A 24,197-nucleotide genomic window follows, 5' to 3' on the forward strand; every position below is an offset into this window, starting at 1 on the left:
TCAATGATGTCTACAACGGCGAACCCTGGGTTCGCAGCGGGTGAACTGCGTGTTCATGACTCTGTCGAGACGTTCGCGGCAACGACGAGGGCTCTGCGTAAAACCGGGAAACGTATTGTTCTTGTTCCGACCATGGGAGCGTTGCATGCTGGGCATCGTGCGCTTCTCCGTGCGGCGCATCGGCTGCCAGGTGCTGTTGTGGCGTCATCGATCTTTGTCAATCCCGCGCAGTTTGATAACCCGGAGGATTTCGAGAAGTACCCGACTACTCTAGAGAGAGACCTTGAGGTTCTGCGTGATGAGGGAGTATCTCTTGCCTTTACCCCCTCGGCCGATGCGATGTACCCCTACGGCACTAGGACGATGGTTCATCCTGGGTCTGTTGCTGAGGGGCTTGAGGGGGATCGTGATGGTCATTTCGTGGGGGTAGCAACTGTGGTGTCGAAGTTGTTGAATGTTTCCCATGCGACGGACATCGTGATGGGGGAGAAGGACTATCAGCAGTTAGTGATCATTCAGCAGCTGGTGACAGATCTCAATATGGAGGTCACTGTCCATGGTGTTCCGATTGTGCGTGAACATGATGGGTTGGCGCTGTCGTCGCGTAACGTACGGCTGGATCCGGATGCGCGTGCTAGCGCGACGACGATCTCTGCGGCAATGACGGCGGCGTTGTATAAGGCCACCAACGGTCCGCGTGCTGTTGAGGAGGAAGCTCGTCGGATCATGGAGGATGAGGGGATTGACGTCCTCTATGCAGTTGTTCGCGGGAAAGACTTGGGGCCTGCGCCAGATCATGGGGAGGGGCGTCTGCTTATTGCTGCGATGGTCGGTGGTGTGAGGTTGATTGATAATACGGGTGTCATGCTGGGGGAGCTTCCGTCGGAGGGCGGCGAGTTGCCAGAAATGGTGACAATGTAGCTGGGTGAATGTGGGGTAGAGGTTGCCTAGTGGGCGTGGTCGGCTAGTCTTTATCGCGTGAGTAATGCGACGACAGACCAGGATGTTCCCGAGCAAGTTAAAGTCCGTAAGGCGAAGAGGGAGCGGTTGCTCTCTGAGGGTGTTGCGCCGTATCCCGTTGAGGTTGAGCGCACCCACACGCTGAAACAGATTCGCGACGCATTCGTCGTTGATGAGGATAAGGCTGGGACGGTTGAAGACCTGGCTGATGGCACGGCTCGTCGTTATTTAGGTGTGGGGGATGAGACCGACACTGAGGTTGCTGTCACCGGTCGTGTGATTTTCATGCGTAATACCGGCAAGTTGTGTTTCGCGTCGTTGCAGGAGGGGGATGGGACGCAGCTTCAGGCCATGTTGTCTCTGGCGGAGGTGGGAGAGGACTCACTGAAACGCTGGAAGGCGGACGTCGATATGGGCGATTTCGTGTGTATTCGGGGTCGTGTGGTGTCGTCGCGTCGTGGTGAGTTGTCGGTGTTTGCGTCGTCGTGGGTGCTGGCGTCGAAGGCGTTGCGTCCGTTGCCGGTGTCGTTTGCGGATATGAATGAGGACACGCGGGTTCGTTACCGGTATACGGATTTGATTATGCGTGAGGAGGCTCGTCGCATGATGTTGACGCGTGTGACGGTGCTTCGTGCGGTGCGGGATTACCTGGAGGGGTTGGGTTTCCTTGAGGTGGAGACCCCGATGTTGCAGACATTGCATGGTGGTGCGGCTGCGCGTCCGTTTGTGACGCGGTCGAATGCGTTGGACATGGATTTGTATCTGCGTATTGCCCCAGAGTTGTATCTCAAGCGCTGTGTTGTTGGTGGGATTGAGAAGGTCTTTGAGGTGAACCGGAATTTCCGTAATGAAGGGATTGATTCCTCTCATAGTCCGGAGTTTGCCATGTTGGAGATGTATGAGGCGTATGCGACGTATGAGGATAATGCGGCGTCGACGCAGGGGCTGATTCAGCATTGTGTTCGTGCGGTCAATGCGTTGGTGCATGATCGGTGGGATCCAGAGCAGGACCCGGAGTCTTTGGTGGTGACCCTTGCTGACGGCTCAACCTATGATTTCGGTGGCGAGTGGCCGATGCTGGATATGTATGACAGTGTGAACGAGGCGTTGCAGCGTAAGTTCCCTGGTGAGCCTGAGGTGACGATAAGCTCGACGGTGGATGAGTTGAGGTCTATTGCGGGTGTTGTTGGCGTGGTGCCGGGGGCGGGCTGGGGCCATGGGAAGCTCGTTGAGGAGATCTGGGAGGAGTTGTGCTCTGATCAGTTGGATGGCCCGGTGTTTGTCCGGAATTTCCCGGTGGAGACGTCTCCGTTGACGCGTGATCATCGTTCGAAGCCGGGTGTGACCGAGAAGTGGGATTTGTATGTTCGTGGTTTTGAGCTAGCGACGGGGTATTCGGAGTTGGTTGACCCTGTGATTCAGCGTCAGCGTTTTGAGGATCAGGCTCGTTTGGCTGCTGGTGGGGATGATGAAGCCATGGTGTTGGATGAAGATTTCCTGCAGGCGATGGAGCAGGGGATGCCTCCGACAGCAGGGACGGGCATGGGTGTGGATCGTTTGCTCATGGCGTTGACGGGGTTGGGGATTCGTGAGACGGTGTTGTTCCCGCTGGTGAAACCGGAACGGTAGGTTGGCTCTTGTTGGGGCCTACCTCGTTGTGAGGTTGCGGTGTGTGGTGGTTGACCCCAGGTGTGTAGTCACCTGGGGTTTCGTGTGAAATATTTCTTAGGTGCACCTGTAACGTGGTCTTGTCGGTATTCTTCCGCGATTGTGATACCGCTCACCTGGTTGTGCGTTATGCTTGTGGTAGCTTCCTGGCAATGCATCGTCGGCCGATGTGTGGCCGAACCAAACGACCGAAAGGCGTTCAATGTCTTCGACTAATGATTGTGATCATGGCTCTCAATCCGCGGCAGGTATCCGCGAGAAGTCTCCTCGCCCCCGTGTGAGGAAATCTGATGGACATGATTCAACTGTGGGGAAAAATTCCGTTAAGCGGGATGCTATGGGTACGGCGATGCGTCTACTCACTCGAGTCACGGGGTCAGCGTTCGCGGCAAAGTATGGTCTCAACGAGCGGATTGACCGGATTACGTATGAGTCGACAAAGTCAGGAATGAAGTCGCTGGGTGCTGCATCCCGCGAGTTTAAGCGGGTGACGAGTGGTCGTTCTCCTATTCGTCTGCCTTTTGTTGGGGTCGGAGACGGTAAGAAGGTTGGGGACCAGGCCCCGGATGCGCAGGCTGAGGAGAAAGCTGTCGACGCTAGAAAGGTGTTGTGGGATCTCACTCCTGATGATGATCAGGAGATGATTGTTGACACTATCAAGGAGTTTGCCGAGAAGAGGATCAGCCCAGCGGCGCATGATGCCGATGAGGCTGCGGCGGTGTCGGAGGATCTTCGTCAAGAGGCGTTGGGTCTGGGCATTGCGATGGTCAATGTTCCCGAAGAGTTTGAGGGGATTGCGACCGGGTCCAACTTGACGACGAATTTTTTGGTTACTGAGGCGTTGGCACATGCTGATCCGGGGATCGCGTTGTCAGTGATGGCTCCAGCAGGTGTGGCAGCAACGTTGACCGCGTACGGGTCGGATGAGCAGCAGCAGACGTATTTGCCTGCCTTTGCTGGTGAGGATATTCCGATCTCGGCTGTTACTGTTGCGGAACCGAAGCCGTTGTTTGATCCTTTTTCCTTGTCGACGACGGCTCGTCGTGATGGCGATGAGATTGTCATCAAGGGCGTGAAAGCATTGGTTCCTGATGCTGGTCATTGTGAGTTGTTCGTTGTCGCAACGATGCTTGATGGTGTTCCGACGTTTGTGATTGTGGAGTCTGATACTGAGGGTGTCGTTGTTGAGCCTGATCCGAGTATGGGTTTGCGGGCAGCGGGCCTCGGCCGTGTGCTGTTGAATGATGTGCGCATTCCACTCTCGAACATTCTGGGTGGGCCTCATCGCTCTGGTGAGGATCGGGAGAATGATTACCGGGAGGTTATTCGGCGTTCTCGGTTGGGGTGGGCGGCTCTTGCGGCAGGGGCGTGCTCGGCGGTGTTGGATTATGTGAAGCCGTATGTCAATGAGCGTGAGGCATTCGGTGAGCCGATTTCTCACCGTCAGGCGGTTGCTTTCGCTGTGGCTAATATCCGTATTGAACTTGACGGTATGCGTTTGGTTGCTCTTCGTGGGTGTTCCCGCGCAGACCAGGGGTTGACCTTCCATCGCGAAGCGGCGTTGGCTCGTGATTTAGCCGCGGATAAGGGGATGGCGATTGGTTCAGATGGGGTCCAGTTGTTGGGTGGCCATGGTTACACCAAGGAACATCCGGTCGAGCGGTGGTACAGGGATCTGCGTGCCATCGGTGTAGCGGAAGGAACGATTGTTCTTTAACTAGCCATGCTTGCGAGAGGGGGTGAGCGTCGATTGGTTGGTGATGCTCATGTCAGCTCACAGTTGTCAACTGAACAATAACCACAGCGTATAACTCGTGTACGCATTCCCTGGAGGGACACAATCATGATTAATCTTGAACTTCCTGGCTTCTTGAAGAAGGGTGCGAACCCTGGGCATCAGGCCGCTGCACAAATTTTCCGCCCTATTTCTCGTAAGTATGACCTCGCTGAGCACGAACGTCCCGTCGAATTGGACACCATGGCTAGCATGGTGGAGGGTATGGCTGACGGTGGACGCACGATGGCGGGTGCTTCGGGGGGCCGTGGGGATAAAAAGAAAAAGGCAGGGGGCGTTCGTAACGGTGGGAATATGGCCTCTGTGCTGAACGTCTTGGAGCTGTGTTGGGGGGATGTTGCTCTCACACTGTCCATTCCGTATCAGGGGCTTGGAAATTCTGCGATCGCTGCGGTGGCGACGGATGAGCAGCTCGAGCGTATCGGCAAAGTGTGGGCCTCGATGGCTATTACTGAGCCCGGTTTTGGGTCGGATTCTGCCGCTGTGTCTACTACAGCGAAGCTGGATGGCGATGAGTATGTCATCAATGGGGAAAAGATCTTTGTCACCGCTGGTGAGCGTTCGGACCATGTTGTTGTGTGGGCGAGCGTCGATAAGTCTAAGGGACGTGCGGCCATCAAGTCGTTTGTTGTGCCGAAGACGGCTGAGGGCTTCACCGTGGAGCGCCTTGAGCACAAGTTGGGTATTAAGGCATCGGATACTGCGGTGCTGCGCCTGGATAATGTGCGTGTGCCGAAGGAGAATCTCTTGGGGTCTCCAGAGGTCAGCACCAAAAAGGGCTTTGCTGGTGCGATGGCGACATTTGATAACACTCGTCCGTTGGTAGCGGCGATGGCTGTGGGGTGTGCTCGCGGTGCGCTGGAGAAACTTCGTGAGGTGCTGGAAGACGCTGGTGAGGTCATTGATTATGACAGGCCGAAGTATGCCCAGTCTGCCGCTGTTGCGGAGTATCTTGATTTGGAGGCTGACTGGGAGGCTGCCTACCTGTTGACTCTGCGGGCAGCGTGGATGGCTGATAATAAGCAGCCGAATACGAAGGAAGCCTCTATTGCGAAAGCTAAGGCGGGTCGTGTTGGTACCCATGTCACGCTGAAGGCTGTGGAGTTGGCTGGTCCGTGGGGCTATTCGGAGCGTGAGCTTTTGGAGAAGTGGGGCCGTGATTCAAAGATTCTGGACATCTTTGAAGGGACCCAGCAGATTCAGCAGTTGGTTGTTGCTCGCCGCGAGTTGGGGCTCAGTTCTAAAGAGCTGAAATAGCAGTTCACAGGGTCAAAAACTCTCACGCCGCTCACTGCTGGAAGTCATCTTAGAGCGTCCGCCGCCGGCCCGTTTTCGCCGGCGAGTCCGCAAAAGAGTCCGCACCAACTCACTGGCAGCCCCCGCGCGCACGCTCCGTCTCGTCCATCCGCAAATGCGTAAAATATCCAAAGTCGTGGATGCAGACGCATGCTCCAATAGCTCCTGGACGGCCGTCACCCTTAGTCCTTGCCTAATGAGGTGGGAGGCCGTAGAGGTGTCTGAGATTGCGGAAGCGAAACCTAAACGGGGTCATGGTCGCAGTGGCACAGAATAAATGCCTCGTGCTGAAAGTTGGAGCTTCAGGTGCGGCAATCCCCCCGAGTGTTGGTCTATCCCCTGAACACTATACGGATGGGTGTAATTAGAATGATAGCTAAACAATTGTGGCTTGCTTTGTGGGCTTTTATTACCATTGCCGGAGGTATTCCCGCGCTTCTTCATTCCGATGTGCCGTCGGTTCAATTTTTTATCCCTCTTGTGGCATTCACCGTTTTCGCTGTCTCACTGTACTACTGTGAAATCCACCTAATCGGTAAACCATTTATTGATTTTTTGGACGCGAGCTTCCCCTGGCTAGCCCTCTCTTATTTCATTACCGCTGTTTCTACATACCAGTGGTTAAAGATATTCGGGGCAGTCTTGTGGATAGTACTGATCGTTGCAGTGTTCCTAAAAAACACTCGGTTTAGAGAGTGGCTCAAAACGAAGGATATTTAGACGACCTCCGCGGAAAGAGACAATTTGGCGTTTTTCGACACTGTTCACCCGGTGATAGTAGCATTGGTTGCTCTGGGAGAAGGTTTCTTGTGGACCTGGGTAGGAAGAAGCAACTGCTAATCTCGACGTTAGTTGTTAGAACGTTACGATGGCTAAGGAGTGAAATATGCCGCTATATATGATCTTTATATTTGTTCTGGCAGGGTGCAGTGTAGGCAAGGCTTTGGGTCTCATTATACGAATGCGTGATAATCCTGAGCTTCAAGGAAAGGGTCTCAAAATCCTATTTCAAAGGAATAGAGACCACACCGACCAAACATAGTCCCATCACTAACTCCAAACAATCCGACAACCTGGCCGGTTCGTGGTCTGTGGACGCATATCCCGAGTATTGAGGCAGACGGATAGTTGCGCCCAATGGTTTCTTACAGCGTTTGCCGACAAGCCGCTGTGGTTTTTCATCCAGGGCCGCCCGCCGCGTAGCTGGCTGAGCCAGGCACGCAGGTGCGCCGGCGCGATCTGGGTGATCTGAAGTTCTGCGAGGTCACCAAGGTTCCTACCAACGCGTTGCCTCACGGTGTGGGTACCGGGAGTGGTGGTAGGGGGGAAGCCCAATTGTGGACGTGGGCCACCATTTACTCCTGATTTTTGGATGGCGAAGCTTCCTCTGATTCGGCTTTGCTACGGGCCATGAAAGATTGGGTTATCGGTGTTGCTGTAGCTAACCCACAGAACGAGGCGCCAAAGGGTCGAAGAAAATAGGCAGGCGAATATCACGAGAAATGACAGAACTGCATTGCTGGTTGCAATGAAGAGACGGGCTTTTGACTCCCATATCGCGTAGTCGAATGAGCGTCGGGTTATCTCCCGGTCGTGAACTATGTTGTCATGGGCATCATCCATGACCCGTTTGCCTAGTCCGGGGTTGATGCTATTGAGCCGTTCAATTTTGCTCGAATGTAGCGTGGGGCCACTGTATTCGTATCTGACTACCTGAGGCAGTCTGGGGAGTGAGTATTGATCTGGGCCTAGGTTGCCTGGTCGATCTTGGTGAATGCCCGGAGTGAGCGGGTCGCGCTGCGGTGGCGCGCTTCTTGGGCTGCCGCTTGCACTCGGGGAACTTGGTACATGTGGAGTTGCTCCAAGCTCTTCATCGATGGCTCCAGGGTGTGGCTGTGGAGTGCGCCGGCTAGGCGGATGAGGAGGCTCGCGGCGAATCGGTCAGCTCGGACCTCTTGTGTCGCGTCGCCGTGGCTATCACCTCCGTAGTAGGTGTGACCGAGAGTAGGTGTGACCGAGCTCGTGGGCAAGTACCGAGTTCGGTACCCATACCGTGGCGGAGGCTGATTGCCCTAGAAGAAATCGAAGGACAAACCAACCCTCACAAGACTGTGCGCAAAATGGCTAGCCCACGAAGCCAAAGAACTCACATACCTCGCAAACCAAGACAGAGCTAAAACCCATCAGCGGATGCTCGACAGCGAAAAAGACTAAAAGCACGCCGCCTATCGCCGAGATGACAGATAGCCAAATGAGCGCGCTCACCCTCCACAACATGCTCCAATCCACACTCTCACGCACACGCGCCATCGCCTCATGCTGCCCCGGGTGCGAAGAACCCGAAATTAACGAACCTCTACGGGGCTCGAACTGGCAAACCCGGCGCACGGAAACTCCACGGCTGGGAGATATCCAGGAAAAGCTAAAAAGTAAGGGAACTACATAGGCGGTGGCCGGGTTGCGGTGGTTCGACATCAGCCAAGTTAGTAAGGCAAATCACCCCCTGTATGGGTGAAAACCACCCACCTATTGACCCTAAAGAAAGTCTCTCCTTACCCTAAAAGTCTCATTGGTTATCAAACAGGAAGGTTGCGCCCATGCAAGACCGGGCCACACGACGCACCAAACTCATCATAGGATCGACACTTACCCTCGCTCTTACCGTCACAGGAGTAACGCCCGCTCAAGCCAGCCCCAATGCCCACATAAGCCTGGCGGATACACATCATCAGCAGCTCATGAGTGATCAACAGCTCAATGAACTTATCGACCTCCTAGGTTCCCTCCCCGAAGACATCAAAAATGCCGACCCGAAAACCACGCCTAACTATGAGAAACGATTAACGGACGCCCTAGCTATCGCTCAGAACAAACGTCACCCTGGCGTAACTACCTACGCTAATTGGCTTGCCTGTACGGTTGCTGTTGGGTCACTTGTCACAGAGTATGGCATACCTGCAGGAAAAGTATATGCCACCATCAAAAGGCTGAAAAATGAATTCAAAACAGTGAAAGAAATTGCCAAAGCGATACGAGATGGACGTGCTTTAGCTTTTACAGATCCTGAAGTTGCCGAGCTCCTCTGGGCTTTCATTGGAGTAGATCAAGTTCGTGACGCCTGCTTCTCGTAATTTAAGTAACGAAACATGTATAACAGACATCTTGAGGAACTTCCACCACTGTCGGTGGCGCTCATAGGAACGCTGCTCATCAACTGGCTCTACATACCTATAGCTATAGTCATCGGGTTGATACTCCGACTATTTGTCGACTTTAACCTTGATATAGGAAGTCTCGCTACGTTGTCAACACTCGGAATCCTGCTGGCCTCCATCATGGAACGGTTACTCGTCAGAGAGGTGTGCTACGCCACCAGGCGACAATACCCCTGGGGATGGAGGATGACAGCCATCTACACCATTACACCACCGGTAGCAGGAGCATGCGCTGGGGCCGTCATTGGGGGTTCAGAGCTAGCCGGGTGGGGTGCTCTCATTATTACCCTTGCACTCACCCCCGATCTGTTCTATTTAGAGCAGCCGTGGCATAAAACAGTTGATGACGACGAAATGATCGCCCAGGCGCGATCATTCAGAAATGCTGTGCTGGATATAGCACGCGACACTGCTCATGAACGTCATGCACGGAGTAATCAAAAATTAGAAGAAAAAGAAGATGAGGCAATCCGCAATCTACCGCCTCGCCTGCGAGGACAGGGGTTCATCACCCCACCTGACGAAGAGCATTAAGGATAACGAGCCCGACACAAAGCGACAATCTCGACGTTAGTTGTTAGAACGTCACGATGGCTAAGGAGTGAAATATGCCGCTATATATGATCTTTATATTTGTTCTGGCAGGGTGCAGTGTAGGCAAGGCTTTGGGTCTCATTATACGAATGCGTGATAATCCTGAGCTTCAAGGAAAGGGTCTCAAAATCCTATTTCAAAGGAATAGAGACCACACCGACCAAACATAGTCCCATCACTAACTCCAAACAATCCGACAACCTGGCCGGTTCGTGGTCTGTGGACGCATATCCCGAGTATTGAGGCAGACGGATAGTTGCGCGGTGACGTGCTCATGGCCCCGTGTGGTCTTGCCCCGTGCTTTCCATTTCTGCTGGAGATGGCAAGCACGGGGTTCGTTATACTATCGTCATGGCTTCTTCGCTTGATGGGCGTTTGTATCGCTCTGAGATTATTGAGGATCTTACTTCTCGGGTTACCGCTCTTAAGGATGCTGGTTATGAGCCCGGCCTGGCGACAGTGCTGGTTGGGGATGACCCAGGTAGTCAGGCTTATGTTCGGATGAAGCATAGGGATTGTGAGCAGATCGGTATTCACTCCATTCGTCGGGATCTTCCTGCTGATATTTCGCAGGAAGATCTTTTTGCTGTCATTGATGAGCTCAACGCTGATGACGCGTGTACGGGCTATATTGTGCAGCTTCCGTTGCCGAAGCATCTGGATGAAAATGCTGTCCTGGGGCGTATTGATCCGGAGAAGGACGCTGATGGTCTGCATCCGGTGAATCTGGGAAAGTTGGTGTTGAATGAGCCAGCTCCGTTGCCGTGTACTCCGAATGGTTGTATCCAACTATTGCGTCGCTTTGGCGTCGAACTGGATGGGGCGAAGGTGGTGGTCATCGGCCGTGGGGTTACTGTCGGTCGGCCGTTGGGGTTGATGCTTACCCGTCGTAGTGAGAACAGCACGGTGACCTTGTGTCATACCGGAACGAAGGATATCGCGGCTCACACGAGGACGGCGGACATTGTTGTTGCGGCCGCGGGTAAGCCTCATATGGTGACGGCTGACATGATCAAACATGGTGCTGCGGTGCTGGATGTGGGTGTGTCCCGTGTCGACGGAAAGCTGGTGGGTGATGTTGCCGCTGATGTGTGGGATAAGGCTGCGTGGGTGAGTCCGAATCCTGGCGGAATTGGTCCAATGACTCGTACGTTCCTCATGTCGAATGTGGTCGAGCGTGGCGAGCGTGTGGCCGGGATTGTGTCATGAGTAATGAGAATGTCGCAGCTTCTGACGTGGAGTCAGGAGACTGTGCAGGGGGGTCGGTTCGTTGGGGGGCGGCGTTGGCGAATCCTCATGATAGGGGGGGCTGTACGTCGTCTCTGCCCGTGATATATCAACGTGCGGTTGTGGCAGTGTTCGTGGTGGCATTGACTATTGCTGCATTATTTATCGTGTGTGAGCATTGGCGCCGGGGCGTGTTTGTGGTGGGGGCCAGTATGGTATGGCTCGCGATTGGTCGTGCGACGTGTGATTCTGCGGTTCTTGGTGTGTTGTCGGTGCGTTCCCGTCGGTTCGATGTTGCGTTTTGTTTTGGTGTTGGTCTGCTGGTGTTGTACTTAGCGCTGTCGATGGACGCGACAGGTGGCTAGTGTGTTGTTGTGTTGTGAGGTGCGTGGTCTGTTGTGGGGTGTCGCGCCGATTCGGCACCCCTATAAAGGGGTCTTTATGGGGGAATATCCTAGACCTGATGGGGAATCAGTCCGCCCCCGGTAGGGTGGGGGTGTTATGACAGTAGATGATATGACGATAGACCCGACGACCACCGCACCAGTCCACGGTGAATTTCTGAATGAAGTAGAAATACAGAACCGATCGTCATTGGCTGTTGACCAGGTGTCGTTTCGCCGTGCTACGGAGGGGGACCGGGAGTTTATTATTCGGATGAACCATCTGACGGAGACCTGGGGGGATGAGGACGCAACACGTGGCCGCGATTTCACGGAGTCGGATCACCGCTATGTTGGTCTGTGGGAACCACGCCAGGGCGGAGTGATCGCTGATCGTGGGGGAGTGCCGATTGGCGCAGCTTGGCTGCGTACATTTACCGCGGAGGATCCCGGCACAGGCTTTGTGGCGGACGCCTATCCCGAGGTAGCGATCGCAGTGGAGCCTGACCACAGTGGAGGCGGGGTTGGGCGTCGTCTATTGCAGGCAGTGTTGGATCAGGCTCAGGCCGATGGACACCCTGGGGTGAGTTTGTGTGTGGAGGACGGTAACCACCGTGCCCAAGGCTTATATGAGAAGACTGGTTTTCGGCATGTAACTACGACCGAATCAGGTGGCAGCAGATATATGGTAATGGTGTATGTCTTCGACTAGGCAAGCGCCATCAGCCCACCGACCGCCGCTAGGGGGCACGGCGGAGGCGGGGATGTTGCGGTGCCCGTCACCGGCCTGTCCGAGACGAGCTTACACGGCAGTTTCTGAACGGTGTGCCCGATGACGGAGGACGGATAGCCAGTGCTTGGCTGCGAATACCACCATGAAGGCGCAGCCTTGAACAACAACGATCATCCCGCCGCTGGAAACGTCAGTCCAATAGCTAATAAGCAGCCCGCTCATGGCTGTTATCCAGCTGATAACTGGCGTCCAGATTAGTGTGCTGCGCATCCGGCTAAAGACGAGGAGACTGATTGCTCCAGGGGTAATCAGCATAGCGACTACGAGGATCACACCGACAGCTTGCATGGATGCCACAATGACGAGCGCCAGCATGGTCAGCATAAAACCGCGCATCACCATGGGGTTGATCCCCAGGGAGCGGGCGTTGATGGGGTCGAAGCTCCACAGCGTAATGTCGCGACGTTTCACGAGAACAAGCGCCGATGCGAGCAGTGCGATCACGACAACCTGGATCAGGGCAGATTGCCGTACACCTAAGAGGTTGCCGAACAAAATGGAGTGGAGGTCTGTTGTCGATGGGGTCACGGAAATGAGTACCAGGCCGAGAGCAAAAAAAGTGGTGAAGACGATGCCGATGGCGGTGTCGTCTTTCAAGTTTGTTTTCCCTCGGATCGTACCGATGAGGCTGACAGTGAGGACCGCTGCGACAAGCGCGCCGACGGAGAAGGGAATGCCGATGATGTAGGAAATAACAACGCCTGGGAGAACAGCGTGGGAGATAGCATCGCCAAGAAGTGACCAACCTAAAAGAATGATCCACGCCGACAGCAGACCGGTGCAAAGGGCGGTGACGGACGTGACGATCACCGCGCGTTGCATGAAGCTAAAAGTGAAAGGTTCGATAAGCGTCGTTGCGAGGGATGCGTGGATCTGGCCACTATCGATGGCGCCGGCTAACGCGAGGGAATTCATTCTGTCTTATCGTCCTTGTCGTCATTGTCCCGTGTCTTATGGTTCGCACTGTCGGAACGTGCCCGAGTGCGACTCCCAGATTCGTCCGTGGTTGCGGCGTCAACGAGGGATGTTCCTAGGAGAACACTAGGGGATGCGGAGAACAGAGTATCGTCCGGAGCGCCGTCGCTAATGATTGTTTTTTGGAGAACGACAATGCGGTCCATCGATCGTAATGTTCCAAGGTGGTGGGTGGACAGCAGGATGAGTGCGCCATGATCGCGCCGGGCGTTGAGTACTCGGAAGAGTACGTCTTCTGTGTCTTCGTCGACGCCAGCGAACGGCTCATCCAGAATGAGGATAGGTGCTTGTGTGGCGAGTGCGCGGGCAATAAATACGCGTTTCTTTTGTCCACCGGATAGGTGTCGAATGGATCGTGCGGAGTAGGGGCTCATGCCGACGCTGTCGAGTGCCTCGTTGGCAGTGGTGATGTCGTCGGGGGTGGGGCGGCGGAATGCGGTGAGGACGACGTCGCGTACGGTCATGGGGAAATCCCAGTTGACTGCCTCGGTTTGTGGCATGTAGGTGATGCGACCGTTGATTGTCATCGTGCCTGTTGTCGGCCGGAGTTGGCCTGTGATGGCGTTGAACAGTGTTGATTTTCCTGCTCCGTTGGCGCCGATGATGGCGGTCATGGTGCCACCGGTGAAGGTGGCTGTAACGTCACGAAGCGCTGTCACCGGTGCGCCCGAGTGGTGGGAGTATGTGACCCCGAGGTTCTTCACCTTGATGAGGGGTTCTTGTGGTGTGGCTTCGTTCATGAGTGGGTCAGCCCCTTGCTGATGGTGTTCGCGTCGTAGCGGATGAGGTCGAGGTACGTGGGTACGGGACCGTTGTTGTCGGAGAGGGAGTCGACATAGAGAATGCCGCCGTCGCGTGCTCCGGTGGCGCGAACGATTTGTTCCCGCGGGCCGGAATCGACGGTGGATTCGCAGAATACGGCGGGAACCTGGTGTTTGCGGACGAATTCTTCGGTGTCTTTCATGCGCTGTGGTGTCGCTTCAGTTTCGGCGTTGACGGGCCAGATGTAGTGTTCGGTCAGTCCAACGTCTTTAGCGAGGTACGAGAATGCCCCTTCGCAGGTGACGAGTGCGCGTTTGTCTTGAGGGACGGTGCTTAGGTCGTTGCGGAGATCGTTACCGATGGCGTCGAGTTTTGTGGAGTATGTTTTCGCGTTTTTCGTGAAGTCGTCTTTGTGGGCGGGGTCGATATCGCTGAGAGCTTTGGCGATGGTGGTTGCGTATTTTTTGACGTTGGTGGGGCTCATCCAGGTGTGGGGGTTGTCCTCACCGCGAGCTTCGCCGTCGGTGATGGGCAGTGGTGTGATTCCTTCGGTGGCGACGACACGTTTGGCGTCGGAGTTGCTGGTGAGTTTGTCGAGCCAGTGTTCGAGTCCGAGCCCGTTGGACACGATGAGGTCTGCTTTTGCTGCAGATTTGAGGTCTGATGGGGTGGGGTCGTAGCCGTGGATTTCGGTCCCGGGTTTGGTGAGGGAGTTGACGTTCACATGGTCGCCGGCGATATTGCGGGTGATGTCGGCGAGGACGGTGAAGGTGGCGAGGACGTTTTTCTTACCGTTGGTGTTGTTATCGAGGGGGTTGCACGCGCTGGCGGTGAGGCCGACGATGAGGGCTGTGGCGATTGTTGCGACTGTGCGTCCGTGCCGGCGTGGGCGCTGTGGGGTACTGGGTATGCGAGCCATGGGATTCCTTATGTGTGGTTGTTGGGGGTGCAACCGTTGTTTTCGTGGTGGCCATTGTCACGTTTGTGTCGCTGTAGTGGCGCTGGTGTCGCGGAATTGCCCGTCGTGACGGTGGCTGGCGACATGTATTCAACGCGTGATGGTCAGCAATCTCAATTCAGTGAGGCTATGTACAGAAGTTCAACAGGTTGTAATTTTCTACCGAAGCGTACTGTACATGGCCCACCGGGTGTGTCAAGGTGGCGTTACGTGGTATGAGATTCTGCCCGTCAGCTGGGAATGTGCTACGGGGTGAGAGTCATGTGATGTGAGGTTTGCCCTCTCTGAGGGGGCCTCCACGTACGATAAAGGCATGCACGTTTCTGATCTTCCGGACCGCACCCAGGACTATTTAAAAGTGATCTACGCCTTGGGTGAGTGGAATGCGGGTCCGGTGACATCCGCGCGGATTGGCGAGGTGGTTGGGCAGAAGGCGTCGACTGTATCGGAAGCGTTGAAGCGGCTTGTTCAGCAGGGCCTTATTGTTCATGAGGCGTATCAACCTATTGAGTTGTCTGCGGTTGGCAGGCCGTTGGCGTTGCAGATGGTTCGTCGACATCGTTTGTTGGAGATGTACTTATGTGAGTGTGTGGGCTATGGGTGGGATGAAGTTCACGATGAGGCTGAGCAGCTTGAGCATGCTGTATCCGACACGTTTGTCGAGCGTATTGCGACTCTTATGGGAAATCCTACCCGGGATCCACATGGGGATCCGATACCGGATAGGGAGGGTAATGTCGTCGATTCTGATCGGAGTGTGCCGTTGGATGCTGTGTGTGAGGGTGATGTCGTGCGTGTGGTGAGGATTGCTGATCGTGATCCTGATCTCCTTCGGTATTTGGCGACGCGGGGGATTGTGCCGGGGGTTAGGGTTGTTGTGTTGCCCCGTCCCTATGGAGGAATGTTAAACATTCAGGTGGTGGGGGCGGATGAGGTGGGTGTCGGGGGTGCTATTGCAAGCATAAGTGTGGCGTTGGCGCGCGATATCCGGGTGGCTCAGGGCGCCTAATGGTTACCCCATGGCCCTCTCCCGCTGAAAAATTAGCTAATTGTTACTAGATCGTTATGTAGCCCTTATAAGGGCAGGGTGAAGGCTTGTAGAAACCTGTCAACTTTCGTAGTTTACCTGTAAAACTGGGCTTAATCGTTGTGGAATGGTAGCGAAGCTCAGTAATTCCAAGTACGGTCGATAGTGTTCGGATCGCAACAGAGTTCCACCGTTGCAAACACGTTCGAACACAACAACGTGCGATACCGTGCTGTCACCCTACGAGCGTCACGGTTCCGTGATTCTCGTGAGATAGAGCGCTCTCCTCGTTGTCACAACGGTTTTAGTAGAAGAGTTTGTAACCATTCAGTGAAGGAGATTGACATGGCTGATCAAAAGTTTATCCAGGCAGTTCTCGAGTCCACTGTTTTCGATAAAAAGGGCGACAAAGTAGGCAAAGTTGGTCAGCTCTTCGTCGATAGCCAGAGTGGCGAGCCTACATTCGTGGCAGTAAACACTGGCCTCTTCGGCCGCAACAGCTCTCTGGTGCCACTGGCGGGCGCCAAGCTCAACAACGATGAACTCTCGGTTGCTCACACCAAGGACGCGATCTCAGACGCTCCAAACATCTCTGACACCGATGAAGGATTGGCACCCGAGGAAGAGGAACGCCTCTACAAGCACTATGGCTTGACCACACACACCTCCGGCCACACGACTGATCGCGGTGACGCTGCACGCGCAGGTGGTGCCGCAGGCACCGGAGCCGCAGCGGGGACCACGGATCATCATCAGGGCGACAAGAAGACAGCAACGACGGATGATGGTTCCATCATCCGCTCCGAAGAGCAGCTTAACGTCAACAAAGAGAGGGTAGCCTCCGGACGCGCTCGCCTCCGCAAGTACGTCGTGGAGGACACCGAGACCGTCGAGGTGCCTGTCAGCCGCGAAGAGGTGAAGGTTGAGCGCGAAAAGCTGTCGCCCGAAGAGGCGAAGAAGCTGGGTACCACCCGCATCGGGGAAGAAAACGCCGATGTGGTCCTTCATGAAGAGCGCCTCAATGTCGATAAGGAAACAGTGCCCGTGGAGAGGGTCAATCTGAACAAGGAAACCGTCACCGACAAGCAGAGGGTTTCCGAGGACCTGAAGAAGGAACGCGTCGAGTTCCAGGATGAGACCAAAGACAGCAAAAAGAAATAGACGTCCGCTGCCTCGCCCAACTCCATCATGGGCGAGCCCAGTAATAGTTCCGATTGTGGGATGAGACGACAATAACAAAGCCGGCCCCGCGGGGCCGGCTTTGCCTATGATGCCACCGTGACGCTAGCACCTCACCGGACATCGGCGGGCGGGGAAACAACGGGATACAGCGACACGTCACCGCACGATGGAATTAACCGTGGCGAAAAACTGATCGACGATACGCCGTGTTTGCAGCGTTTCCGTCAGGAAACCGTCGTGGCCAGTTGGCGTGATGATTTGTGAGAGCCCAATGGCGTTTCCCAGGTGTCGGTACAGGTGTTCCTGCTGGTGGAACGGGTAGAGAATGTCGGAATCGATACCAGCCACCATGATGGGCACGGTGCAGGAGCCAAGGACGGCATTCATGCCCCCACGTCCTCGCCCAATGTCGTGGCGGTTGAGGGCGTCAGTGAGAGTCACGTAACTTCCTGCATCGAACCGCGCAGCCAGCTTTGATGCTTGTGAATCTAAATAGCTTTCCACGGAGAAACGCTGGTTGCAGGACCGGTAGGGGCCGTAAGGGTCCTCATTGAGTTGCGGTTCGGTGGCAAAGCGCTCATCCAGCTCCACATTGCCGCGGTAAGTAAGATGCGCGATCCGGCGCGCCTGCCCAATTCCATGAATCGGGCTGCGCCCAGAGCCGTGGTAATCGCCGCCATGCCAATCAGGATCTGATTCGATACACCGAATTTGCGCAGACTGAATGCCGATTTGCCACGCGCTAGCCCGCGCAGATATTGCGATAACCAGTGACGATGCAACAACTTGGGGGAACATCATAGCCCATTCAAGTGCCCGCGCCCCGCCCATCGATGCTCCTACCACAGCATGTAGACGATAGATTCCTAGGCGTTCAAGACCACAGCGTTCAGCGTCGACCATGTCGCGAATCGACAGGGCGGGAAAGCGAGACCCCCACGGTGAGCCGTCGGGGCCAATCGACCCAGGACCTGTGCTGCCATCACACCCGCCCACAACGTTCGTGCACAGGATGAGGTAACGGTCTGTGTCACAACCCAAACCAGGACCAATGACGCCGCGCCACCATTCCGCGGCGTTACCGCTACCGGTTAAGGCATGCTCGATGAGAACCACGGGCCTCTCAGTCGGGGCATCGTGTCTGCCGTTATTGTCGGTATAGAAGGCAAACACGCGGAGGGATGCGCCGGGGAGGGGAACGCCGGCTTCAGTCACCCATGGGTCATTGGCTGGAGAGAATGGTACGTCAACGTAGTGACCGTGCGGGGGTAGTGGCATCGGCGTGACGGTGTTCTCATATAAGCCCTGGCCGCTGCGACTGCTGTGCGCACGCTGTAAGGGCCAGCCGTGATTACCCCTGGCTAGCCCCTCGTTGAGAACCGTGTTATACCTGGTCAAATGCTTGTTTAAGGTCGTTGATGATGTCATCGATATTTTCAATGCCGACAGACAAACGGATGGTGGAGTCGTTGATTCCCGCAGCCAGGAGCGCAGGCTCCCCAGACTGGGAATGGGTTGTTGATGCTGGGTGAACGACGAGGGATCGGACATCGCCAACGTTGGCCAGATTCGAATGCAACTTCAATGCGTCGATGAACCTCCAGGCGGTGGTGCGGTCGCCGTCGATGTCGAAGGACAAGACGGAGCCGGTGTAGGTGAGCCCAAGTTTCTCTTTCACTGAATGCCACGGGGAGCTTGCCAGGCCGGGGTAGTTGACCTTCTTCACTTTCGGGTTGCTCTCTAAAAATTCAGCGACGATGTGCGCATTCTCGTTATGTTTGGCGATACGCAGCGACAAGGTATCCAAACCCTGAGCAGTGACCCATGCGTTAAACGCCGAGGGGGCTGCTCCCGTATCGCGTAGCAGACCAGCGCGAGCTTTCACGCCGTACGCGACATTTCCGAGGTCAACGTACGTCAATCCGTGGTATGCGGGGTCGGGTTCCACGAAGTCGGGGAAAACAGGTGCACCGTCACGTTCTACAGCCCAGTCGAAGGTGCCGCCGTCGATCAGAACGCCGCCCAGGGCGGAACCGTTGCCGGTGTAGAACTTGGTCAACGATGCCACAACGATATCGGCGCCCAACGCTAACGGGCGTACCGCAGCTGCGGTTGCAATAGTGTTGTCGACGATCAATGGCACCGAGTGAGAGTGAGCCACCGTAGCAATTGCGGGAATATCTAGGATGTCGGCCTGTGGATTGGCAAACGTCTCACCGTAAAATGCGACCGTGTTGCCGTTGGCTGCCGCGCCCCACGATGCCGGGTCGTCGGGATTCTCGACAAACGTCACGTCGATACCGATTCGACGGAACGTGTGCGCGAACAGTGTCTCTGTTCCGCCGTACAGCCGGGGTGAGGCCACGATGTGGGATCCGGATCGGGCAATGTTTAAAATTGCCGCTGTTTCTGCTGCTTGACCTGAGGCGAACAACACTGCGTGAGTGCCGCCCTCCAGGGATGCGAGTCGATTTTCGACGGCTGCCACCGTCGGATTCGTCAAACGCGAATAAATGGGGCCCTCATCGTCCAAACCGAAACGCTGCTTGGCGTGTTCGGCGGAATCAAACACATACGACGATGTGAGGTAGATCGGAAGATTGCGTGAACTCGTTTCACTATCGACGGGCTGACCGGCGTGAATGGCGCGGGTGTCGAAATTCCACTGGTCGGCGCGGCTGTTGTCATACTTTGTTGTCATGGTGTGTCCTTCGTGGTGTGGGGTGTAGTTGTCCTTTGCTCTGGTAGGGGCGTGTGGAACGACGCTAACGGACAGCTTAGTCTATAACAAACCGCTCTGTCTGGTTTATTCACCAATGTACTGGTAAAACCATAGAAAAATTCTAGACTGAGTGGTATGTGATTGTGATTAACGAGCGCAGTAACCCCGCATGCACGATGATCACCAGACGATGAGCCCCACGACAAACAGATGCCCCAGCCCCGCAGATTCAGCATTGCCAGAATCAAATAGAAATAAGACAACACCCCCGTTTGTACCCAGACACACCCACCTCCTCACCGTTCACTCCGGCGACAGACTACGCTGAGCCATAGAGCAATACCCCTTGATGTGCAGGGGGTAATAACCCGTCGTTGGGGGGCGAATTTCCACATCGAGGGGTTTATATAGCCATGCACGCGCCGTCCACCCTCACGGCGTGGTGCTACACCGATGACAGATCGAGGTTTAGCAGTGTCAGAGCAGTCCGTATCCAGCTCATCTCCCCGAGAAAACAATCAACCATCCCACCACCCACACACCGATTCTTCCCACCACTCATCGTCGTCAACCGACGACCACTCTGCAACGGTGACGAACCCGACGATGACCACCGGAGCTTCTGACCACGCCGCACCGTCCCCCGACGACACCGTGCCCCACGAAAAAACCGAACAGCCCGCATCGTCCGCTAAGGCCTGGGAAGTTCCCGTCGCCGCACCAGGGTCATCCTCAGAGAGTATCGGCGCCGTCGTGACGTCGACAGACATTATTACCTCGGCAGAGACCCACTCACAGCGCGCAAAAAGCGCGGAGAGCTTCCGCGAAGAAACCGACCTACTCGGAACTCTGCAAGTTCCAGCCGACGCCTACTACGGTGTGCACACCCTGCGCGCAGTGGAGAACTTCCAAATTTCACGGACGAACATCAACCACGTCCCGGAACTCATTCGCGGCATGGTGATGGTCAAGAAAGCCGCCGCCATCGCCAACCACGAGGTCCACGCCCTACCCGCGAAGAAAGCAGAGGCGATCATCTGGGCCTGTGACGAGATCCTCGAAAAACACCGGGGCATGGATCAGTTCCCGATCGACGTCTTCCAGGGAGGCGCTGGCACATCGGTGAACATGAACACCAACGAAGTCATTGCGAACTTTGCCCTGGAATACCTCGGTGAACCCAAAGGCAGTTACGACATCATCAACCCCAATGATGACGTCAACATGTCCCAATCAACAAACGACGCCTACCCGACCGGCTTCCGACTCGGCCTGCATTTCGCAATTGAACAGCTGGCGAACCACGTCGACGCCCTGGAACGTGCCTTCTTGGCGAAGGGGAGCGAATTCAACAACATCATGAAGATGGGCCGCACACAGCTGCAAGACGCGGTACCGATGTCGTTAGGTCAAGAGTTCCGCGCGTTCGGCAACAATCTCGCGGAAGAACGCAGCCAACTGGAACGTGCACAAAGCCAACTACGCGAAATGAACATGGGCGCCACCGCTATCGGCACAGGCCTCAACACACCGTCGGGTTACCAGGCAGCAGTCATCCGCGCTCTGGGCCAGGTGTCTGGCCTGGACATTAAACCTGCACGGGACCTCATCGAAGCCACCAGCGACACAGGTGCTTATGTCAACGCACATTCCGCCGTGAAACGCTTGGCAATGAAGTTATCGAAAATCTGCAACGATCTGCGCCTTCTCTCATCGGGCCCCCGCGCGGGTTTAAATGAAATCAATCTTCCGGAGCGCCAGGCTGGTTCGTCGATCATGCCAGCCAAAGTGAACCCAGTCATCCCCGAAGTCGTCAACCAGATTTGCTTCAAAGTCTTCGGCAACGACGTCACCGTCGCGATGGCCGCAGAAGCCGGACAGTTGCAGTTAAACGTCATGGAACCCGTCATCGCACAGTGCGTATTCGAGTCCGTTCGATTCCTTGTCCGCGCATGTACCACACTGCGGACACACTGCGTTGTGGGTATCACGGCGAACCGTGAGGTCTGCCAGGCCTACGTTGACAACTCCATTGGAATTATCACGTACCTGAACCCACTGATCGGCCACCACTGGGGCGACGTGATCGGTAAGGAAGCCGCACTCACTGGCCGGTCCGTCCGCGACCTCATCCTGGAGAAGGGGCTGCTGGACAAGGACACCCTTGATGATGTTCTCAGCCACCACAACCTGTTGAACCCAAGCTTCCACGGCAAACTCTACAACGACGACGACAGCTAACCTCTCACCAGAGACCGGGCGGGGCTCAATTAGCCCCCACGCGCCGCCCCAGCCCCCGAGATGCGTCGGCGAAGCTACTGGTGGAGGTCGTCGATGATCGCGTTTAGCGTCGCCGATGGGCGCATCACAGCATTGACCTTGTCATCCTGCGGCCAATAGTAGCCACCCACATCAACCGTAGACCCCTGCACAGAGAGAAGCTCCTCAGCGATCTGATCCTTCTTCTCATCCAGAGCTTCGGCGATGGGCGCGAACGCAGCAGCCAGATCACTATCATCGGCCTGCTCCGCCAACGCCTGCGCCCAGCCGAGGGCAAGATAAAAGTGCGAGCCACGGTTGTCGATCTCACCCACCGTACGAGATGGCGAGTAGCCGTCCTCGAGCACACGCTCGGTCGCCTTATCCAAAGCATCGGCAAGAATACCGGCGCGATCGTTCCCATCCTTACGGGCGAAGAACCGGAAAGACTCAGCCAACGCCAGGAACTCACCCAGCGAATCCCACCGCAAGTGGTTCTCCTCCTGCAACTGCTGGACATGCTTCGGTGCGGAACCACCCGCACCTGTCTCGAACAGGCCGCCACCAGCAATCAACGGGACAACGGACAGCATTTTCGCCGAGGTGCCCAACTCCATGATGGGGAAGAGATCCGTCAGATAATCACGCAGGACATTACCGGTCACAGAGATCGTGTCTTCGCCCTTGCGAATCCGCTCGATGGAATACGCTGTCGCAGACGTAGGATCCATGATCTGGATATCCAGCCCATCGGTGTCCTCATCCTTGAGGTATTCCTCCACCTTGGCACGAATATTGTTGTCATGTGCGCGCTCCGGGTCGAGCCAGAACACCGCCGGCATACCAGACAACCGGGCGCGCTCAACGGCCAAGCCCACCCAGTTGCGTACCGGAATATCCTTGGTTTGGCAGGCGCGCCAAATATCGTTGGTTTCGACCTCATGCTCAATGAGGACAGCACCAGACTGATCAACGACCTGAACCTTGCCATCCGACGGAACGACGAATGTCTTATCATGCGAGCCGTATTCCTCCGCCTTCTGAGCCATCAAACCGACGTTCGGAACCGTGCCCATCGTCGCAGGATCGAAGGCGCCATTCTCGCGGCAATCATCAATCACAGCCTGGTAAACACCAGCGTACGAGGAATCAGGAATGACAGCGAGAGTGTCTTGTTCCTCATTGTCAGCGTTCCACATGTGCCCGGAGGTACGGATCATGGCAGGCATGGACGCATCGACAATCACATCCGACGGAACATGCAGGTTAGTGATGCCCTTGTGGGAGTTAACCATCGCGAGAGCAGCGTTGTCTTTCAGTGCGCGGTCGAACGCGGCTTTAATCTCCTCACCATGCTCCAGGACATTGAGCCCATCCAGGATCGCACCGAGACCATTCTCACCATTGAGCCCGGCAGCAATGAGCTCGTCACCATAATCCTCGAACACCTCGTGGAAATAGGCGCGGACGACATGGCCGAAGATGACAGGATCCGACACCTTCATCATCGTCGCCTTGAGGTGCACGGAGAACAACACGCCTTCCGCTTTCGCGCGGCTGACCTGCGCACGAAGGAACGCATCAAGCGCTGACGCCTTCAACACGGTACCGTCGACAATCTCACCCTTGAGGACAGGCAGAGATTCTTTGAGAATAGTAGTCTCACCGTTGGGCGCCACCAGCTGAATGCGCAGGTTATCGTCATCCTCCAGGATGACCGACTGCTCATTATGACGGAAATCATCCGCCTCCATCGTGGCCACGTTGGTCTTAGAATCCTTGCTCCACACACCCATAGTATGAGGGTGCTTACGAGCAAAATTCTTCACAGCCTGCGGTGCACGACGATCCGAGTTCCCTTCACGCAGAACCGGATTCACAGCCGACCCTTTCACGGAATCATAGCGAGCACGCACCTCACGCTGCTCATCAGTGGACGGATCCTCCGGGTAATCCGGCAGATCATACCCATCCTCCTGTAGCTCCTTGATCGTCGCTTTCAGCTGAGGCACCGACGCCGAAATGTTCGGCAGTTTCACGATATTCGCGTCCGGGGTCTTTGCCAGAGCCCCCAACTCCGCCAACGCATCATTGACACGCTGATCCTCTGGCAGCACATCATTGAACGCCGCCAACGTGCGCGCCGCCAACGAAATATCCCGCGTTTCGACGTTGACCCCAGCAGTTGACGCAAACGCTTCCACCACTGGCTTGAGCGAATACGTCGCCATCAGAGGCGCTTCATCGGTACGGGTATAGATAATTGTTCCCATTGTTGGGCAAAACTCCCTTACTTGCTCACTATCGTTCAGGCTTACATGTGCCTTGTATGTATGGCGTGACGGGCAGAGCACACCGCGAGATCACGGTGCGCATCGTAC

At 55.6% G+C, this 24,197-nt stretch carries 19 protein-coding genes and 2 pseudogenes; 14 read left to right on the forward strand and 7 right to left on the reverse strand.

Annotation, left to right across the window (positions count from 1 at the left end):
- Positions 1–3 precede the first annotated feature (3 nt).
- The 5 genes from panC (at position 4) to V5S80_RS00615 (ending at position 6,439) form a co-directional block, all read left to right on the forward strand.
- Complete coding sequence (panC, locus tag V5S80_RS00595) at positions 4–921, forward strand: pantoate--beta-alanine ligase (RefSeq protein ID WP_395168831.1); 918 nt, start codon at positions 4–6, stop codon at positions 919–921.
- Positions 922–978: 57 nt separating this feature from the next.
- Entirely contained in the window at positions 979–2,589 is a 1,611-nt protein-coding gene (gene lysS, locus V5S80_RS00600; RefSeq protein ID WP_395168832.1) for a lysine--tRNA ligase, read from the forward strand.
- A 241-nt stretch (positions 2,590–2,830) separates the two neighbouring features.
- Entirely contained in the window at positions 2,831–4,345 is a 1,515-nt protein-coding gene (locus tag V5S80_RS00605; protein ID WP_395168833.1) for an acyl-CoA dehydrogenase family protein, read from the forward strand.
- Between the two features lie 126 nt (positions 4,346–4,471).
- Positions 4,472–5,680 carry an acyl-CoA dehydrogenase family protein gene (locus V5S80_RS00610; protein WP_395168834.1) on the forward strand — a complete coding sequence of 403 codons (1,209 nt, stop codon included), beginning with the start codon at positions 4,472–4,474 and terminating at the stop codon, positions 5,678–5,680.
- Between the two features lie 393 nt (positions 5,681–6,073).
- Positions 6,074–6,439 carry a hypothetical protein gene (locus V5S80_RS00615; RefSeq protein WP_395168835.1) on the forward strand — a complete coding sequence of 122 codons (366 nt, stop codon included), beginning with the start codon at positions 6,074–6,076 and terminating at the stop codon, positions 6,437–6,439.
- A 1,028-nt stretch (positions 6,440–7,467) separates the two neighbouring features.
- Here the strand turns inward: V5S80_RS00615 and V5S80_RS00620 are convergent.
- Positions 7,468–7,749, reverse strand: a complete 282-nt coding sequence (locus V5S80_RS00620) for a hypothetical protein (RefSeq protein ID WP_395168836.1) — start codon at positions 7,747–7,749, stop codon at positions 7,468–7,470.
- Between the two features lie 567 nt (positions 7,750–8,316).
- On the opposite strand from V5S80_RS00620, the gene V5S80_RS00625 reads away from it, so the two are divergent.
- The 5 genes from V5S80_RS00625 (at position 8,317) to V5S80_RS00645 (ending at position 11,850) form a co-directional block, all read left to right on the forward strand.
- Complete coding sequence (locus tag V5S80_RS00625; protein ID WP_395168837.1) at positions 8,317–8,850, forward strand: hypothetical protein; 534 nt, start codon at positions 8,317–8,319, stop codon at positions 8,848–8,850.
- A 15-nt stretch (positions 8,851–8,865) separates the two neighbouring features.
- Complete coding sequence (locus V5S80_RS00630; RefSeq protein ID WP_395168838.1) at positions 8,866–9,468, forward strand: hypothetical protein; 603 nt, start codon at positions 8,866–8,868, stop codon at positions 9,466–9,468.
- A 411-nt stretch (positions 9,469–9,879) separates the two neighbouring features.
- Positions 9,880–10,737, forward strand: a complete 858-nt coding sequence (locus tag V5S80_RS00635; RefSeq protein ID WP_395168839.1) for a bifunctional methylenetetrahydrofolate dehydrogenase/methenyltetrahydrofolate cyclohydrolase — start codon at positions 9,880–9,882, stop codon at positions 10,735–10,737.
- On the forward strand, positions 10,734–11,120 hold the full coding sequence (locus V5S80_RS00640; RefSeq protein ID WP_395168840.1) for a DUF3017 domain-containing protein: 387 nt from the start codon (positions 10,734–10,736) through the stop codon (positions 11,118–11,120). Before V5S80_RS00635 ends, V5S80_RS00640 begins: the two co-directional genes overlap by 4 nt.
- A gap of 136 nt (positions 11,121–11,256) precedes the next feature.
- Positions 11,257–11,850: a GNAT family N-acetyltransferase gene (locus V5S80_RS00645; RefSeq protein WP_395168841.1), complete on the forward strand. Its 594-nt coding sequence runs from the start codon at positions 11,257–11,259 to the stop codon at positions 11,848–11,850.
- Positions 11,851–11,940: 90 nt separating this feature from the next.
- Here the strand turns inward: V5S80_RS00645 and V5S80_RS00650 are convergent, their stop codons facing one another.
- Positions 11,941–12,846 carry a metal ABC transporter permease gene (locus V5S80_RS00650; RefSeq protein ID WP_395168842.1) on the reverse strand — a complete coding sequence of 302 codons (906 nt, stop codon included), beginning with the start codon at positions 12,844–12,846 and terminating at the stop codon, positions 11,941–11,943.
- 254 nt (positions 12,847–13,100) lie between these two features.
- Here V5S80_RS00650 and V5S80_RS00655 point away from each other — a divergent pair.
- A pseudogene (locus V5S80_RS00655) lies at positions 13,101–13,157 on the forward strand (hypothetical protein); the annotation flags it as partial.
- A gap of 15 nt (positions 13,158–13,172) precedes the next feature.
- On the opposite strand, the pseudogene V5S80_RS00660 reads toward V5S80_RS00655, so the two are convergent.
- Together V5S80_RS00660 and V5S80_RS00665 are read right to left on the reverse strand one after the other, a co-directional pair.
- Positions 13,173–13,646, reverse strand: a pseudogene (locus tag V5S80_RS00660) (metal ABC transporter ATP-binding protein); the annotation flags it as partial.
- Positions 13,643–14,587, reverse strand: coding sequence for a metal ABC transporter substrate-binding protein (locus V5S80_RS00665; protein ID WP_395168843.1), 945 nt, complete (start codon positions 14,585–14,587; stop codon positions 13,643–13,645). The gene V5S80_RS00665 and the pseudogene V5S80_RS00660, both read right to left, overlap by 4 nt.
- A 352-nt stretch (positions 14,588–14,939) precedes the next feature.
- On the opposite strand from V5S80_RS00665, the gene V5S80_RS00670 reads away from it, so the two are divergent.
- Positions 14,940–15,635 carry a metal-dependent transcriptional regulator gene (locus tag V5S80_RS00670; protein WP_395168844.1) on the forward strand — a complete coding sequence of 232 codons (696 nt, stop codon included), beginning with the start codon at positions 14,940–14,942 and terminating at the stop codon, positions 15,633–15,635.
- Between the two features lie 363 nt (positions 15,636–15,998).
- Positions 15,999–16,814 carry a YsnF/AvaK domain-containing protein gene (locus tag V5S80_RS00675; RefSeq protein ID WP_395168845.1) on the forward strand — a complete coding sequence of 272 codons (816 nt, stop codon included), beginning with the start codon at positions 15,999–16,001 and terminating at the stop codon, positions 16,812–16,814.
- A gap of 177 nt (positions 16,815–16,991) precedes the next feature.
- On the opposite strand, the gene V5S80_RS00680 is transcribed toward V5S80_RS00675, so the two are convergent.
- Together V5S80_RS00680 and V5S80_RS00685 are read right to left on the reverse strand one after the other, a co-directional pair.
- Complete coding sequence (locus V5S80_RS00680) at positions 16,992–18,113, reverse strand: homoserine O-acetyltransferase (protein WP_395168846.1); 1,122 nt, start codon at positions 18,111–18,113, stop codon at positions 16,992–16,994.
- A gap of 106 nt (positions 18,114–18,219) precedes the next feature.
- Entirely contained in the window at positions 18,220–19,536 is a 1,317-nt protein-coding gene (locus V5S80_RS00685; RefSeq protein WP_395168847.1) for an O-acetylhomoserine/O-acetylserine sulfhydrylase, read from the reverse strand.
- Between the two features lie 474 nt (positions 19,537–20,010).
- Here V5S80_RS00685 and aspA point away from each other — a divergent pair, with 474 nt between their 5' ends.
- Positions 20,011–21,798, forward strand: coding sequence for an aspartate ammonia-lyase (gene aspA / locus V5S80_RS00690; RefSeq protein ID WP_395168848.1), 1,788 nt, complete (start codon positions 20,011–20,013; stop codon positions 21,796–21,798).
- A 74-nt stretch (positions 21,799–21,872) separates the two neighbouring features.
- Here the strand turns inward: aspA and V5S80_RS00695 are convergent, their stop codons facing one another.
- A complete protein-coding gene (locus V5S80_RS00695; protein WP_395168849.1) occupies positions 21,873–24,089 on the reverse strand; it encodes an NADP-dependent isocitrate dehydrogenase in 2,217 nt (738 codons plus the stop codon).
- Positions 24,090–24,197: the final 108 nt, after the last annotated feature.

It is taken from the genome of Corynebacterium sp. PCR 32, from assembly GCF_037464985.1.
Lineage (GTDB): Bacteria > Actinomycetota > Actinomycetes > Mycobacteriales > Mycobacteriaceae > Corynebacterium > Corynebacterium kroppenstedtii_D.

Excerpts from the sequence above, each read along its gene's own strand:
- panC (WP_395168831.1), top strand. The coding sequence starts at position 4 with ATGATGTCTACAACGGCGAACCCTGGGTTCGCAGCGGGTGAACTGCGT.
- V5S80_RS00605 (WP_395168833.1), top strand. The coding sequence starts at position 2,831 with ATGTCTTCGACTAATGATTGTGATCATGGCTCTCAATCCGCGGCAGGT.
- V5S80_RS00610 (WP_395168834.1), top strand. The coding sequence starts at position 4,472 with ATGATTAATCTTGAACTTCCTGGCTTCTTGAAGAAGGGTGCGAACCCT.
- V5S80_RS00615 (WP_395168835.1), top strand. The coding sequence starts at position 6,074 with ATGGGTGTAATTAGAATGATAGCTAAACAATTGTGGCTTGCTTTGTGG.
- V5S80_RS00625 (WP_395168837.1), top strand. The coding sequence starts at position 8,317 with ATGCAAGACCGGGCCACACGACGCACCAAACTCATCATAGGATCGACA.
- V5S80_RS00630 (WP_395168838.1), top strand. The coding sequence starts at position 8,866 with ATGTATAACAGACATCTTGAGGAACTTCCACCACTGTCGGTGGCGCTC.
- V5S80_RS00635 (WP_395168839.1), top strand. The coding sequence starts at position 9,880 with ATGGCTTCTTCGCTTGATGGGCGTTTGTATCGCTCTGAGATTATTGAG.
- V5S80_RS00640 (WP_395168840.1), top strand. The coding sequence starts at position 10,734 with ATGAGTAATGAGAATGTCGCAGCTTCTGACGTGGAGTCAGGAGACTGT.
- V5S80_RS00645 (WP_395168841.1), top strand. The coding sequence starts at position 11,257 with ATGACAGTAGATGATATGACGATAGACCCGACGACCACCGCACCAGTC.
- V5S80_RS00650 (WP_395168842.1), bottom strand. The coding sequence starts at position 12,846 with ATGAATTCCCTCGCGTTAGCCGGCGCCATCGATAGTGGCCAGATCCAC.
- V5S80_RS00665 (WP_395168843.1), bottom strand. The coding sequence starts at position 14,587 with ATGGCTCGCATACCCAGTACCCCACAGCGCCCACGCCGGCACGGACGC.
- V5S80_RS00670 (WP_395168844.1), top strand. The coding sequence starts at position 14,940 with ATGCACGTTTCTGATCTTCCGGACCGCACCCAGGACTATTTAAAAGTG.
- V5S80_RS00675 (WP_395168845.1), top strand. The coding sequence starts at position 15,999 with ATGGCTGATCAAAAGTTTATCCAGGCAGTTCTCGAGTCCACTGTTTTC.
- V5S80_RS00680 (WP_395168846.1), bottom strand. The coding sequence starts at position 18,113 with ATGCCACTACCCCCGCACGGTCACTACGTTGACGTACCATTCTCTCCA.
- V5S80_RS00685 (WP_395168847.1), bottom strand. The coding sequence starts at position 19,536 with ATGACAACAAAGTATGACAACAGCCGCGCCGACCAGTGGAATTTCGAC.
- aspA (WP_395168848.1), top strand. The coding sequence starts at position 20,011 with ATGACAGATCGAGGTTTAGCAGTGTCAGAGCAGTCCGTATCCAGCTCA.
- V5S80_RS00695 (WP_395168849.1), bottom strand. The coding sequence starts at position 24,089 with ATGGGAACAATTATCTATACCCGTACCGATGAAGCGCCTCTGATGGCG.